The sequence below is a fragment of the Clostridium brassicae genome, assembly GCF_026738875.1.
GTDB lineage: Bacteria > Bacillota > Clostridia > Clostridiales > Clostridiaceae > Clostridium_H > Clostridium_H brassicae.
In genome coordinates this window covers 22,494-38,318 of sequence record NZ_JAPQFJ010000008.1, presented here as the reverse complement: position 1 = coordinate 38,318, position 15,825 = coordinate 22,494, and the positions used below count along the sequence as shown (strand labels likewise).

At 28.2% G+C, this 15,825-nt stretch carries 16 protein-coding genes; 1 reads left to right on the top strand and 15 read right to left on the bottom strand.

Translation table 11 applies throughout. The features are described 5' to 3' along the window. Positions 1–9: 9 nt before the first annotated feature. The 8 genes from OW729_RS09035 to OW729_RS09000 form a co-directional block, all read right to left on the bottom strand. Positions 10–1,470: a spore germination protein gene (locus OW729_RS09035; RefSeq protein ID WP_268061169.1), complete on the bottom strand. Its 1,461-nt coding sequence runs from the start codon at positions 1,468–1,470 to the stop codon at positions 10–12. A 175-nt stretch (positions 1,471–1,645) separates the two neighbouring features. After that, positions 1,646–1,837, bottom strand: a complete 192-nt coding sequence (locus OW729_RS09030) for a CLC_0170 family protein (protein ID WP_268061168.1) — start codon at positions 1,835–1,837, stop codon at positions 1,646–1,648. Positions 1,838–2,081: 244 nt separating this feature from the next. Next, a complete protein-coding gene (gene ispE, locus OW729_RS09025; RefSeq protein ID WP_268061167.1) occupies positions 2,082–2,924 on the bottom strand; it encodes a 4-(cytidine 5'-diphospho)-2-C-methyl-D-erythritol kinase in 843 nt (280 codons plus the stop codon). A gap of 104 nt (positions 2,925–3,028) precedes the next feature. Continuing rightward, positions 3,029–4,591, bottom strand: a complete 1,563-nt coding sequence (locus OW729_RS09020; protein ID WP_268061321.1) for a DUF3794 and LysM peptidoglycan-binding domain-containing protein — start codon at positions 4,589–4,591, stop codon at positions 3,029–3,031. Between the two features lie 124 nt (positions 4,592–4,715). After that, positions 4,716–4,952, bottom strand: a complete 237-nt coding sequence (locus OW729_RS09015) for a Veg family protein (protein WP_268061166.1) — start codon at positions 4,950–4,952, stop codon at positions 4,716–4,718. 252 nt (positions 4,953–5,204) lie between these two features. After that, on the bottom strand, positions 5,205–6,113 hold the full coding sequence (gene yabG, locus OW729_RS09010; protein WP_268061165.1) for a sporulation peptidase YabG: 909 nt from the start codon (positions 6,111–6,113) through the stop codon (positions 5,205–5,207). Between the two features lie 111 nt (positions 6,114–6,224). Next, complete coding sequence (locus tag OW729_RS09005; protein WP_268061164.1) at positions 6,225–7,112, bottom strand: DUF975 family protein; 888 nt, start codon at positions 7,110–7,112, stop codon at positions 6,225–6,227. 176 nt (positions 7,113–7,288) lie between these two features. Further along, positions 7,289–8,293, bottom strand: a complete 1,005-nt coding sequence (locus OW729_RS09000; RefSeq protein WP_268061163.1) for a CotS family spore coat protein — start codon at positions 8,291–8,293, stop codon at positions 7,289–7,291. Positions 8,294–8,434: 141 nt separating this feature from the next. On the opposite strand from OW729_RS09000, the gene OW729_RS08995 reads away from it, so the two are divergent. Then, entirely contained in the window at positions 8,435–9,559 is a 1,125-nt protein-coding gene (locus OW729_RS08995) for a glycosyltransferase family 4 protein (RefSeq protein WP_268061162.1), read from the top strand. 75 nt (positions 9,560–9,634) lie between these two features. Here OW729_RS08995 and mnmA read toward each other — a convergent pair whose 3' ends face one another. The 7 genes from mnmA to OW729_RS08960 form a co-directional block, all read right to left on the bottom strand. Further along, complete coding sequence (mnmA, locus tag OW729_RS08990; protein ID WP_268061161.1) at positions 9,635–10,720, bottom strand: tRNA 2-thiouridine(34) synthase MnmA; 1,086 nt, start codon at positions 10,718–10,720, stop codon at positions 9,635–9,637. A 20-nt stretch (positions 10,721–10,740) separates the two neighbouring features. After that, on the bottom strand, positions 10,741–11,889 hold the full coding sequence (gene nifS / locus OW729_RS08985; protein WP_268061320.1) for a cysteine desulfurase NifS: 1,149 nt from the start codon (positions 11,887–11,889) through the stop codon (positions 10,741–10,743). Between the two features lie 72 nt (positions 11,890–11,961). Then, positions 11,962–12,891, bottom strand: a complete 930-nt coding sequence (gene cysK / locus OW729_RS08980) for a cysteine synthase A (protein ID WP_268061160.1) — start codon at positions 12,889–12,891, stop codon at positions 11,962–11,964. 173 nt (positions 12,892–13,064) lie between these two features. Then, positions 13,065–13,502, bottom strand: coding sequence for an RrF2 family transcriptional regulator (locus OW729_RS08975; protein ID WP_268061159.1), 438 nt, complete (start codon positions 13,500–13,502; stop codon positions 13,065–13,067). Between the two features lie 311 nt (positions 13,503–13,813). Next, positions 13,814–14,842: a CotS family spore coat protein gene (locus OW729_RS08970; protein WP_268061158.1), complete on the bottom strand. Its 1,029-nt coding sequence runs from the start codon at positions 14,840–14,842 to the stop codon at positions 13,814–13,816. Between the two features lie 4 nt (positions 14,843–14,846). Beyond that, the gene (locus OW729_RS08965; RefSeq protein WP_268061157.1) at positions 14,847–15,617 is read right to left on the bottom strand and encodes a spore coat protein; all 771 of its coding nucleotides are present in this window, start codon (positions 15,615–15,617) and stop codon (positions 14,847–14,849) included. Positions 15,618–15,626: 9 nt separating this feature from the next. Next, the gene (locus OW729_RS08960; RefSeq protein WP_268061156.1) at positions 15,627–15,824 is read right to left on the bottom strand and encodes a hypothetical protein; all 198 of its coding nucleotides are present in this window, start codon (positions 15,822–15,824) and stop codon (positions 15,627–15,629) included. Position 15,825 lies beyond the last annotated feature (1 nt).

Here is a 15,825-nt window from a genome sequence, read left to right as displayed (position 1 = left end):
TCCTAATTCCTACTTTTGTCTTATTTTATCTTTAGTATTCATATATTTAGGTCTTTCTTTAAAAAACATAAATGGTAATCTTACAAACATATCTTTAAAATCTTTAATATTAGGATTAACAATAGGAGCTAAATACGGTATACCAAAACTTTTTAATCTAATTAGATGTATTAGAAATAATAATACTACAATCATTATGCCATAGAGTCCCATAATTGCCGAAGCGATAATCGCCATAAATCTTGCTATTCTCAATGCAAACGATAAGGAATAGTTAGGTGTAATAAACTCTGTAATAGCTGTAATTCCAACTATTATAATCATAATAGGACTTACTATTCCAGCACTCACAGCAGCCTGCCCTATAATAAGTCCACCTACAATTCCTATAGTTGCCCCTACAGGCTTAGGAAGGCGCACAATAGCCTCTAACAGTAATGCTAGACTAATATCCATAATCAATGCCTCTACATAAGCAGGAAAAGGTACTCCTTCTCTTGACCCCGCTATAGAATACGCAAGTTCAGTAGGAATAATAGATGTATGAAAAGATGTTACCGCAACATATAATGCCGGAAGTAAAACAGCTAAAAAAATAGCAATAAACCTTATACATCTAACAACAGACGAATTTAACCATCTTTGATAATAATCATCTGGAGATTGAAGTAAATTAGGTAATGTTGCAGGTACTATGATAGCAAAAGGAGAATTATCTACAAGCATAGCAATTCTACCTTCATATAATGCAGCAGCTACAACATCAGGTCTTTCTGTACTTTGAATTTGTGGGAAAGGAGATAGCTTATTATCCTCTATCATTTGTTCTATATATCCACTATCTAATATCGCATCTATTTCTATTCTCTCTAGACGAGTCTTTAATTCATTAAGTACCTCTTGATTTACAATGTCATTTATATACATTATTGCAGTATCTGTCTTTGACCTTTTTCCCATTGATTTTGGAATTACTTTAAGTTCTGTATCCCTTATTCTCCTTCTTATAAGAACAGTATTAAATCGTATAGTCTCTGTAAATCCTTCTCTTGCACCTCTTACAACAGTTTCTCCTGATGGCTCACCAACCCCTCTTGCTGGCCAAAATCTAGTAGCTATAACATAAGCTGCCCCCAACCCTTCAATTAACATAAGGGTATCTCCTGACAACATAGCATTTATACCCTCTGGAAATTTTTTAACTTCCCTTATATCTGACACCGCTAAAATCTTATCCTTTATTTCTTCAACCGTCTCTATTATGGAGTTCTTTTCCATTAATGGTTCCAAAACGAAATTATTTAATAGATTCTTATCTGCCATACCATCTATATATATAAATGCAGCTTTCCATTCATATACATAAAACTCTCTATAAACTACATCTGAATTATTTTTAAGTAAATTCTTAATGTATCTTACATCATCTTCCACATTAAGAGATATATCTTCCTTTATCAATTCATCCAACTAATTCACATCCCTTTTATCTTATTTAAACTATAAATTTATTCTAATAGTCAAATTAATTTGGTTATCATAAATAATTTTCTAACCTTATAAAAGCTTAAATACACTTATAATTACTTGTTTTCTATATAAATAAAATATAGTATTAAAATTGTCATATGTTATATGTAAAATTTTAAACAGCCATTTTGATTGCAAATAACACAACTCCAACTACAATCCACCCTATACCTATAGCTCTAGCCCTGTTATATAAGCCATTTAAATCTCTTTTTTTAAAGCTTGGAGCATCTAAAAAAATTAGTATAGATCCTTGTATAAGTATTAAAACCAAGAAATATTTTCCAAACAAATCTAAAATTCTCATAATTTCACCCCTACTCTACTCAATGTATTTTTTGCTTTATCTCAAAAATTATTCATATTAAATATCTCTCCTACAATTTACAAACACTTTATCTTTCTAAAGTGGATCATTGAACAAATTGTTATTAATAATTATTTTATAAAACACAAACGACGGTTAGGAAAATACATTCACTAACCGTCGCTTTTTAGTCTCTTTTTAAAAAATGTTACTTTTATATTCTTTTAAAATATTACTTAGTATATTAAATCGTTCTAGTAATAAAAACCTCATTATATTTCTCTTTAAATTGTTCGTAACACTTCTGAGCTTTTAGCATATCATCAAAAAATCCAAATATAGATGGACCACTTCCACTCATCATTGATCCTATAGCTCCCATCCTTATCATTTTTTCTTTAATATCCCTCAATACTGTATGTTTTTTTAATGTAACATTTTCAAGCACATTCTTCATATTTTCACTCACATATTTAATGTCATTTCTTTCTATCGCTTTAACCAAAGTTTCCGTACTAGGATGTTTATATATCCTCTTTATATCCAAATTCTTATAAACATCTTTAGTGGAAACACCAAAATTAGGTTTGACCAATACTAATATATGCCCTTTAAAAGGTTCTAAAGAAGTTACTCTTTCTCCTATACCTTCACACAAAGCAGTCCCCCCTATTATACAGTATGGAACATCCGAACCTATTTCTAATCCTAAAGAACATAATTCTTTAACAGAAACTTTTTTTTCATAAATTTCATTCATAGCACTTAAAACTGCTGCCGCATCAGAGCTTCCACCTGCAAGCCCAGCTGATACAGGAATATTTTTATTTATTTTTATATTTATACCCTCTTTTATGTTATAAGTATCCATAAAAAGTTTAGCTGCTTTATATGCTAAATTCCTATCATCTTTTGGAACATAAGGCTTATTACATTCTATCTTTATACCTTTTTTAATTTTTTCAAGCTCTAAACAATCATACAATTCTATATTTTGCATTATCATTTCTAATAAATGATATCCATCTTCTCTTTTACCTACTACGTCTAAAGATATGTTCACCTTAGCATATGCTTTAACTAACATAGTTTTACCCCCGTTACTATAATTTAATAATAAGTATTATAGCATATATGTAATAAAAAAAAACGGCAAAGCCGTTTAAAAAAACCTTACTTGATAATATAAAATTATATAACTGTTCGCCCTGGAATAATTAATTTTTGTCCCACACTAATGTTATCTGGGTTTTCTATATCATTAATTTTAACTAAATCATCTATTGTAGTATAGTATTTTTTAGCTATTTTCCATAAAGTGTCGCCTTCCTGAACTACATATATAGTAATACTAGCCTTCTTCTTTATAACCGTATCCTCAACGGGAACTATTCCTATTAAAAATTCTTTATGTGCCGTATAATTTACTTTACAATAAGCACTAACTATAGCTTTTACTGCAATGGTGTTAGCTTCAATAGAAGCTTCAATACTTTCTAAATGCACTTGAGCAGTGCACATCATATCAATTTTAGCTCCTGGTATATCTATAGAGCATGTAAATGGTATATCTTCTTTCATTGTAGAAACATATCTATCTTCATTATCCGTTTTATATAATATATTTACATTCAATAATCCCTCAATAACTACTTTATCTTCAACAATTCTTTTATCTGTAATACATACTTTACCTGCTGGCATAATAATTTCCATAGGTCTTATATTATTATCTTCAACTTCTATATTTTCTTTAATTATAGCCTCACTTGTATTCTGACCTAACATTATGTTTAACTCATAGTTTTTCTTATCCATTTCAAGAACTTTTGTAGGAGAATATGCATCTTCTATCATGTCCAACTCTGCTTTATACATTACTTTAGTCTCACTTCTAATTAAAGTTTCTACATCTACTATACGATTTTCTCCTAAATCATCTTCTTTAATATCATACTCTATAGCTTCAACATTAAATTCTGATGAACTATTCATAAAATAATCTACGCCTTGAAGTTCAACTTCATTGTTTATAAATACATCATCTTCTAAACAACATAGTTCTCTACTTCCTGAAGCTTTATAAAGAAGAGATATATGAGCAAAAGCTTCTATTTGCACCTTCCCCTCTAATAATCTTACGTCCTTCTTATGAGGAATAACATCACACTTCAACACTTTTCCTATCTCAGGTTTATCCATAGATACTTGCATATGAGCTTTTCCTATTAATTCACCTTGAACTACTCCAATAACTTTATCAACTGAAGAAGGATTTTTAAGAAGTTGAATGTCATCCATATAATCTATGTCTTTAACTACCTCAAAGTCATATTTCTTATATATAGATGATTTTAATTGAAGTATTCCTTCTATAGCTATTTTTCTCTCATTAACTATATTACATTCTATATGTTCAACATAACATTCTACCGAGCAGTTCATGTCTGGCTGAGCACCATAAACTTCTATATAATTAGAGAAATCCTTTGTATATATTACATTATATACTTCATTTGTATCTTCTACATTGGCCATATATAATACATTACATTTTATCTGTCCTTCTACGTAAACCTTATTTTGCATAACTTGCTTATTCATTATAATTGGCTTTGCATCTAGCATAAGTATTTTTCTTACATCGGGTTGAACATCAGGTATTACATACTCCTCTTTGACTACAGTATCCGCTGTCTTTTCCTGAAGAAGTTGTTCGTATTCTATGTTTTCTTTAAGCAATTCCATAGACATGGCTTTGACACCTCCCATAAATTCCCTACTACCTAATGTATATATAATATATTTAGAAAATATGTTATTATTTAATGATTTTTATAAAAAAAAAAAAGAGACACTGAAAAATTCAGTATCGCTTTCAACCTGCGAAGTCTATTTGAACTGTTTTTGTCAAAACATCCGAATAACTATATGTGACCTTCCTTTGGGCGTCGTCTTCTAATCTAACAACGAAGATACTAGGATATGTTTCTTCTAGCACACCATTACTTACAATTATCTTCCTTCTTCCATTGTTAGCTCTTAGCGTAACCTTTTCTCCAACATGATCATCAATCTCATTTTTGATAGCCGCTAAAACATTGATTCTTTGCATGGCAAGCACCCTCTTTCTACATAGTACATTATACTATCACATAGTACAATTGTCAAATAAACTAAATATTTTATCACCATTCTGTTAATTTTGTCAATGTAAATTTTGTGTAAACAAATGTAGCTTCAAGCGTTATTCTCCGCTTGAAGCTAAATATACTAACTTTAGCTACCGTTTATTAGTATTCTCATATATTCCAATAATATACTGATATTTTTCTCTGTTTTTTAAATATTTACAATATTTAATCTTTTATGAATACTTAGATTTAGGAAATCCCTCTCTATACTTTCCTCTAGTTTGAAGTCCACCTATACCTTCAACACCGGTAATAGTACTTGCAATAATTTCTTGTATAGAAACAATCTTACTTATATTAGTATAAGCTATTTTTTCACATATAAAAACAGGATCTAAACAATGAATTAAAACTCTATTGGGTGAACTTGCAAAGTTAGCACCTGCATCTAATATAGCTTCATAACATGATTGACATGCTCCGGCAAATATAACTAAGTCATCATAATTAGCTTCATAATTTCTGAGATTTATTACTGATTGGACAAAATTCTTAGAGTTTTTATAGTTGTCTAAATCCATATAGTTCTTCGCACCTTTAACCATAGCATCATGCCCTGTTAAGACAACAATATCTGGTTTTAACTGTTTTACAATTTCTAAAACCTTATGCGGTTGTTCCTCTTCTGGTATTACATAACCAGATGCCTCCATAGCTAATTGCTTATACGTTTTTAAACAAACATCTAAATATTCTGCATCTCCATCTATGTGCAAGATTCTCCCGGGCCTCCCAAATAGCATTGTCTCACTATTCTTCTTTTCCTCTTTTATATATTTGTTACTTCTATTATTATCTATATTTCTATTATTATCCATACTTCTATATTGTCTTCCTGCAATTCTGCTATTAAGTATACGTCTTATATTCTCATTAACTTTTTTGTTGAAAACCTCATCTTTTTTTCCTACATCTGTTTTTGTTACATATTCCAAATCACTTTCAGGCGAATCTGCAATTATTCTTAAATTGACTCCTTTAAGAACATATATGAACCCTATCTCATTTTCTTTAATATCTATTATTTTAAATGTAATGTCTTTGCCATAAGATTTTCTAACTACTTTATCACCTATCTTCAAGTTACCAACTCCATTTTTATGAATCCTTATACCATTGTATGAAAAACATAATGAATAAGTGAAAAATTTTAGCATAAAAAAACCACATTTTAAATGTGGTTTTTACGATTATTATATTTCTTTAAATTCCTCTTTTATTAGTGGACTTTCCTCTAAATGACTATCCTTATCTTTAAACATAATATCTCCACTTGAAATATCTTCATCCTTTAAATTCATATAAAAATCAGCCTTTACAGCATATTTATAGGGTCTAAGCCATAAATAACCTAATCCTAAAGTTAGTATAGATAAGATTTCCCATCCTATAAATGTTAAGTTCAATAGAAAATATCTTACACAATTTCCATCCATCATTTCTTTACTAGCCCCTACACACTCCATACAAGTCAATTCTGGATTATCATTAGCTATAAAAAATGCCATTTCATAACGAGCAACTGCTATATAAATAAGTATATATGCTGCAATAATTAAAATAATCATGATTAATACAATTGCTATCGATGAAGCTAAACTTGGCATATCTAATGTATAAAAGCCACCTCTATTTGATGCTACAATAATTAGTAAAATTATTGTAGCCGGTATGTATATCACTATACTCCACAAAAATGTAAATATATAAATTACTAATTGTATAAGAAAATTTTTACCAAAGAACTTAAATCCAGATAGTATATTTTCAACTTTGGGGTTATTTTTTCTTAATATATTTAAAAAGAATTTATATAATCCGGATGTTATACATCCACCTATCAATAATTTAATAAGTAATCCAATCTTAAACAAAGCTGTAGTACCTACATTATCATCAGCTATACTTTTATAATAAAAAGGATCTGCTATTATTTCTTTAAATTCATTAATATTTGATAAATAAAAAACCCCATCTGTAAATAATATCGCAATAAAAGATACTAAAATGGCTATACCCCAATTACCTTTTAACTGTACTAATGATTCTTTTTTTAATTTGCCTGTACTTTTTATAGACATTACACTTTCGCTCAAAATATAAAAATTTAATTTTGAACTTCCCTCCTAATCTGTTGTTATTCAAACACAAAAGTTCTACTACAAAATATACTAATACATTTTTCGTAAACAAACAATAATTAAATAATAAAACCATGTAAACTTTATTATCGTTTTACATGGTTTCACTAAAATAATTATCCTTCTTGATCATAAGCTTTCTTAAAATTTTCAATGAATTTAATATATTGCTCCTGTTCATTAATTAGTGCTTGGATTTTTTTGTTGAATGTATTTGTAGCCCAGTTTACTTCATTATAATAATACCTATTAGCTAATCTCCAAAATCTCTGAGGAAAAAGTAAAAAGGCAAATAATATTCTATATTCTTCCTTACTTAAAGGACTTATTTCATTATATGCATCAATAATTAAACTTGCACAATCCATATTCCAATCTCTTCTTTTTAAAACTTTTATCATAAAATTAGATATATCATAAGTCCTAATCTCTCTTTTACAATAATCAAAATCTATTACATTAACATCACTATTTCCGTCAATAATTATATTATGATAAGTATAATCATGGTGGCAAAAACTTTTATCCTCTTCAGCAATCTTGCATATGTTCATATAATCTGAATCATTTAAAACATTTAAGGCTCTTTTCCCAAGCTCTTTATAAAATTCAACACTTTTTATATAGGTAAAATCAAAATCTCCCTTTCTACCCTTCTTTCTAGACATATCTCTCATTTTATCCAAAGCTTTTATTCTTTTAGCCATTAGACGTGGCCATCTTCCTAAGTCACTTTTTAACTTACTATTTTCAGGTGGATCATACCCTTTAGAAGCTATATGCATTTTTGCAAGAGTTTTAGAAGCCATTACTATATCATTATCTTCATGAAAATCGCACTCTCGTCCTTCAAGCCATTCTGATAAAGTATATATATCTTCATTTACAAGAGCGTATGGCTCACCTTCAATATTTAAATCGTATTTATCTACATACTTAAACCCATTTTTAATTAAGTGCTCTTTAGCTCCATATACAAAATATAATTTTTGAATACCGTAATTTATTCTTTTTAAGCACTTCATTCCATCATTTGTTTTGAGAAAATATACACCTTTATTAGGCTTTATACTTTCAATTCTAATATTGAATTGTCTCTCTATTTCAAATTCCCTCATCATTTTTACCGCCTCCCCTATAAATTTATATGTAAATATACCTATGTTTAGAATCTATTTTTTAGTCCATTCTTAATAACATTTTTTATAACTATGTAATATAATAAATTATGGTAAACTATTTATTTTTCGAAGGGATGAATTATGAATATAGGAATAGATTCTAGAGCTGCTAAATGGTATAGAGGAACAGGCATAGGAACTTACTCATATCAATTAATTAATTCATTAAATAAAATAGACTTTCAAAACAATTACCTTCTTTTCATGCCAAATAGTAATTCTTGTGATATAAACTTTAACAAAAATTTTACTATTAGAAATATAACTCAAAATATAAAATCAAACTTTTGGGATGAAGTGAATGTACCAAACATACTAAAAAGTGAAAATATAAATTTATATCATGTTCCTCAAAACGGAATAGGATTACCTCAAGATAAAAACTGTCCCCTTATAATAACACTGCATGATATTATACCCTACAAAATGCCTGAAACAGTAGGAGAAAGATATTTAGAAATATTTCAAAAGCAAATGCCTAAAATAATCCCTATGTGTGATGGAATTATTACTGTATCATACTATTCAAAACAAGATATTATTAACTATTTTAATTTTCCTGCAGAAAAAATTTTTGTAACTCATTTAGCTAATGAAGATATCTACAAACCACTAAATAAAGTTGAATGTAAAAATTTCATTGCAAAAACTTATCATATAAAAGATGACTATATCCTATATGTGGGTGGGTTTAGTCCACGAAAAAACATTGTAGGTTTAATTGAATCATTTAGTCAACTTCTAAAAAAACTAAAAAGAACTAACATTAAATTAGTAATAGCTGGTTCTAAAGGTAAATCATATAGTATATATAAAAAAAGAGCAGAAGACTTAGGAATTGAAGATAATGTTATATTTCCAGGTTTTATTCCCATTGAACACATGCCTGCACTTTATAATGCTGCAAAAATATTTGCATATCCTTCTCTTTATGAAGGCTTTGGTTTACCTCCAATAGAAGCTATGGCTTGTGGAATACCCATTATAGCTTCAAATCTAACTTCTATACCTGAAGTTGTTGGTGATGCCGCTATACTTATAAATCCTTATAATATAGATCAGTTAAGTGAAGCCATGTATAATATACTTTTAAATGAAACTCTAGAAAATCAATTAATAAAAAAATCTTTACTAAAAAGCTACGAATTTAGTTGGATGAAAACGGCAGAAAATACCTTAAAAGCTTATGAAAACATAATTGTATAAAAAAGCTATGTTTTAAGGAATTGTTGACTTCTTGCAACTTCTTAAAACATAGCTAAAAATTATTGTATAAATTTTTTAATATAACCCCTCTATTATTGCCCCTCCAATTACATAATCATCTTTATAAAAAACAACTGATTGTCCTTTAGTTATTGCTCTTTGTTTTTCTTCAAAAACTACTTTTAGTAAACCCTTATCTATAGGATGTATTGTTGATCTAGAAGGCTTCGCTGAATATCTTATTTTAGCTTCAACTTCCATAGGCTTTTCTAATTTATCAAAAGAAATGAAATTTGCATCTTTTGCTATAAGTTCTGTCTTAAATATATCTTCTTCTTCTCCAAGAACTACTTGATTTTTCCATGGTATAATATCTATTACATACATGGGTTTTCCTAAAGAAAGTCCTAACCCTTTTCTCTGACCGATAGTATAATATACAATTCCCTTATGTTTACCGAGTATATTTCCACTTTTATCAACAAAATTTCCTTCTGTTACTTTATCTCCTAATTGCTTTTTTATATACCCACCATGATCATTATCATATATAAAGCAAATCTCTTGACTATCTTTTTTACTATGAACTGTAAGTCCTATCTGTTTTGCCATTTCTCTAATTTTAACCTTACGATATTCTCCACAGGGCATTAGAGTATGCGCTAGTTGATACTGAGTTAGGTTATACAAAGCATAAGTTTGATCTTTTGTATTATCTTCTGCTTTTTTTAATAAATACCTTCCGCAATTTTCTTCAATTTTAGCATAATGACCTGTAGCTACATAGTTTGCTCCTATAGCTTGAGCTTTTTTTAAAAAAGCATCAAATTTAATAAATTTATTACATGCTATGCATGGATTAGGAGTTCTTCCATTCATATATTCATCAATAAAATAATCTATAACATTTGTCTTAAAAACTTCTTTAAAATTCATAACATAAAAAGGTATATCAAGTTTATCTGCTACTCTTCTAGCATCATCTACAGCGCTTAATGAACAGCAACCTCCCTCTCTTACTTCTGCCTCTTCATCACTTTGCCAAATCTGCATAGTAACTCCTATAACATCATATCCTTGCTTTTTTAAAAGATATGCAGCTACAGAACTATCTACTCCTCCACTCATTCCTACTACTACTTTTTTATTAATTATTATCACCTCCTAAAGTCTGTTAGTTATCAACTAAATTTTCTTATTCTTTCTACAATTTCTCTTAAATTTTTAATTAAATAATCTATTTCTTCCTCTTCTGTTTTTTCTCCCATAGAAAATCTTATAGAACTTTTAATCATATCATTAGGAACTTTTATAGCAGTTAAAACATGAGAAGGTTCTACAGATCCTGCTGAACAAGCACTACCACTAGATGCATATATTCCCATACTATCTAATGTTATAAATAAAGCTTCTCCATCTATTCCTTTAAAACTTACGTTTACATTTCCTGGTAAACGTTTAGTTCCAACAGGCCCATTTAGTTTAGTATTTTGTATTTCCAAAAGACCTTTAATAAGTTTATCTCTTAAATAATTTAATCTATCCATTTCTGTATTTAAATTTTTTATAGATAATTCAATAGCTTCTCCAAGACCTACAATACCTGCTACATTTTCTGTTCCGCTTCTCTTTGCCCTTTGTTGGCTACCCCCGTGAATCAGATTATCAATTTTTATTCCTTTTTTTATATAAAGTGCTCCAATTCCTTTAGGTCCATAAAATTTGTGTGCAGACATAGACAATAAATCTATATTCATTTTCTGTACATCTACTGGAATATGTCCTATTGCTTGAACTGCATCTGTATGAAATAACACTCCTCTTTTTCTACATATTTCTCCTATTTTTTCTATTGGTTGAATAGTACCAATTTCATTATTTGCAAACATTATAGATACCAAAATTGTATCTTCTCTTATTGTATTGTTTAGTTCTTCTAAACTTATTATACCTTCTTCATCTACATCTAAATAAGTAATTTCAAATTCTTTACTCTCTAAATATTTACATGTATTTAAGACTGCCTCATGCTCTATCTTTGTTGTAATAATATGTTTACCCTTATGGGTATTAGCAAAAGCAATTCCCTTTATAGCCCAATTATCAGACTCTGATCCTCCTGACGTGAAAAATATTTCATCTTCCAAGGCATTTATAGAAATAGCAGTTTTAAATTTAGCATCTCTTATTGCATTTTTTTCCTTTCTAGCAATTCTGTAAATAGATGATGGATTTGCAAACTCCTCTTTTAAATATGGTAGCATAGAATCTAAAACTTCATTTTTTATATAAGTTGTAGCAGCATAGTCCACATATATATCGTTTTTCATTGTATTTATAAAAGGCTGCATTCTTCTGCAGCCTAATTTTCTCTCCTCTCCTAATTTTTTTATTATTCCCTTTTATGCTTCAAATAAATCAGTTGATAAATATCTTGCTCCTGTGTCTGGTAATAATACAACTATATTCTTATCTTTATTCTCTTCCATCTTTGCTAACTCTTTTGCTGCGTAAAGTGCTGCACCAGCAGAAATGCCAACCAATAATCCTTCTGTCTTAGCTATCTCTCTAGCCTCTTCATAAGCTTTTTCATTATCTACCTTTACAATTTTATCTATTACACTTACATCTAAAACATCGGGTATAAATCCTGCTCCTATTCCTTGTATTTTATGAGGGCCAGCTTTTTCTCCAGATAATACTGCTGAAGTTGAAGGTTCAATAGCAACTATTTTTACATTTGGATCTTTCTTTTTTAGCACTCTTCCAACTCCGGTTATAGTTCCACCAGTTCCAACCCCTGCAACAAAAATATCTACTTTTCCATCTGTATCTATCCAAATTTCTTCTGCTGTTGTTTTTTCATGAGCATAAGCATTAGCAGGATTTTTAAACTGCTGAGGAATAAATGAATTTTCTATTTCCTTATGTAACTCTTCGGCCTTTTCAATCGCTCCACTCATTCCTGTAGCTGCTGGAGTTAAAATCAATTCTGCTCCATAGGCTTTTAATAATTTTCTTCTTTCTTCACTCATAGATTCTGGCATAGTTATTAAAATTTTATATCCTTTAACAGCAGCAGCAAGTGCTAATCCAACACCCGTGTTTCCGCTTGTAGGTTCTATAATTACAGTATCTTTGTCTATTATACCCGCCTTTTCAGCTTCCTCTAACATAACTAATCCAACTCTATCTTTAACACTTCCTCCTGGATTAAAGTACTCTACTTTTGCAATAATATTAGCTTTTAATCCATTATTTTTTTTATAATTTCCTAGTTCTACCAACGGTGTATTTCCTATTAATTCAATTAAATTTTTTGCTATTTTCATACTGTTTCCTCCCTTTTATTATCTATAAATTTTATAAATTTTATTTTTGAAATTTTATATTTATTTAATTATACAAAGTCATAAGTACTTTTTCTATTAATAACTTTAAAAATGGCTAAGATTAATCTGATTATTATCTAAAATATTCAATCTTAATTACTTAAATTCAATACTTATATATAATACATATACCCTTCTATAATGGATTTTTTATACTCAAAAACTAAATCTTCTAAAGTAATATTATCTACTATTTTATCAATACTTTCATTCATCTTTTTCCATACATTATTTTTTATACAATCTTCTATTTTATCATTTATTGTATCTTGAGAATCTACTATATGTAGACTTCCTTCAAGAGCTCTCAAGATATCGCCTACTGATATTTGTCTTATTTCTTTAGAAGGTATATATCCACCTTGAGGTCCCTTTATGCTATTAACTAATCCATTTTTCTTTAAAACAGAAAATATTTGTTCAAGATACCTTTCTGATAAATTTTGCCTTTCCGATATGCTTTTTAAATTAATAAGCTCTTTCCCATCAGAATTCACAGCAAGATCTATCATTGCTCTTAACCCATATCTTCCTTTGGTAGAAATCTTCATATCCACACTCCATTTCCTACAATTCCTATCGGTTTAATATGATTATAATTTTTCATCTCCTGTTTGTCAACTATATTTATATATTATATCTTTATTGTCTCAAAAATTTTCAAAATTGTGATTAAATTTTTCTAATACAGAAGATGCTATCAAAAATGTATAAAAGACTATAATTTAATTTTTTAACTTAATATAAAAAAATTAAGGAATGTAGATTAATTTAAATAAAACAAATTTATCTATATTCCTTAATTAAAAAGATACAAAAAACTATTCGAAAATAAGATTTATTTTTTATTTTAAAACACCCTTTATATTATAATATCACTGAATTTTCTTAAGAATTCTTCTCTATCATCTTTAAAATCATTCTTTCTTATGATCTTCTGTAAAAATGTGTTATAATCCCAATTTTTAGTTCGTGTATAATAGTTTTTCGATATATCATAAAAATCATATGGAAATACTAACATACCATATAAAACCTCTAACTCATTTTTATCTAACTTATTTACCATATTATAATTTTTAATTATATTTTCAGCTTTTTCTATATCATAACCAGTCTTTTTTCCCACTTTATTTATAAAATTACATAAATCATGTACTTTAAGATCAATTATTGAATAGTCAAAATCAATAAAATAAGCTTCATCATCTTTTATTAATATATTATGGTGAGCCAAATCATGATGACATAGCACTTTCTTATCTTCCTCACTACATAACTTATAAAAAGAAGAGTTTTCTAATATACTTATACTGTTCTCCATTTGAATTTTATAGTCATCTAATTCATGTAAAAATATTTCATCAAACTCAGTTTTGTCTTGTGCTAAAAGTGCTAAATTTTTAAACAAGTCCATTTCATGAAGTTTTCTTTTAAAGTTCTCTAACAAATTTCCACAAGCATATCTATCTCTATTTTTGCATTTAAATCCTTCACATGCTCTATGAAGCTCACCTATCCCCCTAGAAGCAATGCCTACATCTATAGGATTAGTATATTCGCTTTCTCTTCCATCTATTAAATCCATCAGACAATAAACGTTTTTATTATGCTTTACATATATCTTATTATCTCTTGTTCTTACAAACCTAAATATCCTATTAAATCCATTTCTTCTTATATACTCTATACCATCATTGATAAATTTTAATTCATCAATTTCATAATTTATTTTTTTTAATATTTTATCTCCTTCACTTGTTACTAATATAAAAACGTTTCTTACAGGTATTAAATCCTCAACTTTAAGATCGTATTCTTTTAAAATATCTATATTAAGATCATACTCTACTAATGCTTTTTTATCTTTATACCTAACATTATGCAGCATAAGTTCACCTGCTTTCCAACGTATAATCTTTATAATTGAAAATTATCTTCTCTAGTTTCCTTATATATCTAGCTTCATTTAGTTCGTTACCATTCTTTTTATACTTCATATAACACTTAATAAAATCATAGGGATAGTATATTAAGGACTGTATAAATTTTTTACTTTCTTTACCTAAATTCTCTATATCACAAAATTCATCAATTAATTCAATTAAATTTAAATCCTCATTTTTCTTTTTTACCTTATTTAACAAATATACTACATCCATTTCAACCATATCATAACAACATGACTGTAGACTTGATATCTCTAGCACATCATTGCCTCTTAAATTTGTAAAGTAAGTATCTCCTAAACATACTTCTGATTTGTTCATACTTCTTTTTAATAAACCTAAATAATTGTTTTCATATATTTGTTTAATGCATTCATCAGCTTTAGATAAATAATCATTACCATACCTAATAAATATTTTTTCGAGAGAAGTTAACTCCTTCTTATTGACTAACCATTTATATTCTCTTCTTAATTTTCTTATATACATTTTATATTGTTCTACCATTCTTCCTCTTTTATCTTGTAAATTACCTCCAAGAAAATTATCATATCCCATAGCCTTATTATGAAATTCCTTAATTAAATATATCTGTTTTACTATATCATCCTTTTTTATTTTTGGAGATAATTTTGATTTTTCATCCACATTAAAAATCTTTACCCCTCTTCTTGTTATATACTCTAAAAATGTTTCTTTAGATGAGATCATAGCCACCCCCCACCTCTATTTATCTCCTTTTTTCATTTTTTTCATTAGATAATTCTTTTCTTTTTCTAATTTTTGCATTTTCTTTTGTCTCTTTTTAATCTTTTTTAAGCTTTTTACATAGTTTTTTAATTCATCTAACTCTTTGTCATATTCATCTATATCTTTTTGCCCTGAATCTAAGGTTATTGTTTCATAATTGTCTTTTTTACTCATA

What these genes read in the sequence shown, in the direction of transcription:
- OW729_RS09030 (WP_268061168.1), bottom strand. Translation starts at nt 1,837, where the DNA reads ATGAGAATTTTAGATTTGTTTGGAAAATATTTCTTGGTTTTAATACTT.
- ispE (WP_268061167.1), bottom strand. Translation starts at nt 2,924, where the DNA reads ATGTTAGTTAAAGCATATGCTAAGGTGAACATATCTTTAGACGTAGTA.
- OW729_RS09020 (WP_268061321.1), bottom strand. Translation starts at nt 4,591, where the DNA reads ATGTCTATGGAATTGCTTAAAGAAAACATAGAATACGAACAACTTCTT.
- OW729_RS09015 (WP_268061166.1), bottom strand. Translation starts at nt 4,952, where the DNA reads ATGCAAAGAATCAATGTTTTAGCGGCTATCAAAAATGAGATTGATGAT.
- OW729_RS09005 (WP_268061164.1), bottom strand. Translation starts at nt 7,112, where the DNA reads ATGTCTATAAAAAGTACAGGCAAATTAAAAAAAGAATCATTAGTACAG.
- OW729_RS09000 (WP_268061163.1), bottom strand. Translation starts at nt 8,293, where the DNA reads ATGATGAGGGAATTTGAAATAGAGAGACAATTCAATATTAGAATTGAA.
- OW729_RS08995 (WP_268061162.1), top strand. Translation starts at nt 8,435, where the DNA reads ATGAATATAGGAATAGATTCTAGAGCTGCTAAATGGTATAGAGGAACA.
- nifS (WP_268061320.1), bottom strand. Translation starts at nt 11,889, where the DNA reads ATGAAAAACGATATATATGTGGACTATGCTGCTACAACTTATATAAAA.
- cysK (WP_268061160.1), bottom strand. Translation starts at nt 12,891, where the DNA reads ATGAAAATAGCAAAAAATTTAATTGAATTAATAGGAAATACACCGTTG.
- OW729_RS08975 (WP_268061159.1), bottom strand. Translation starts at nt 13,502, where the DNA reads ATGAAGATTTCTACCAAAGGAAGATATGGGTTAAGAGCAATGATAGAT.
- OW729_RS08970 (WP_268061158.1), bottom strand. Translation starts at nt 14,842, where the DNA reads ATGCTGCATAATGTTAGGTATAAAGATAAAAAAGCATTAGTAGAGTAT.
- OW729_RS08960 (WP_268061156.1), bottom strand. Translation starts at nt 15,824, where the DNA reads ATGAGTAAAAAAGACAATTATGAAACAATAACCTTAGATTCAGGGCAA.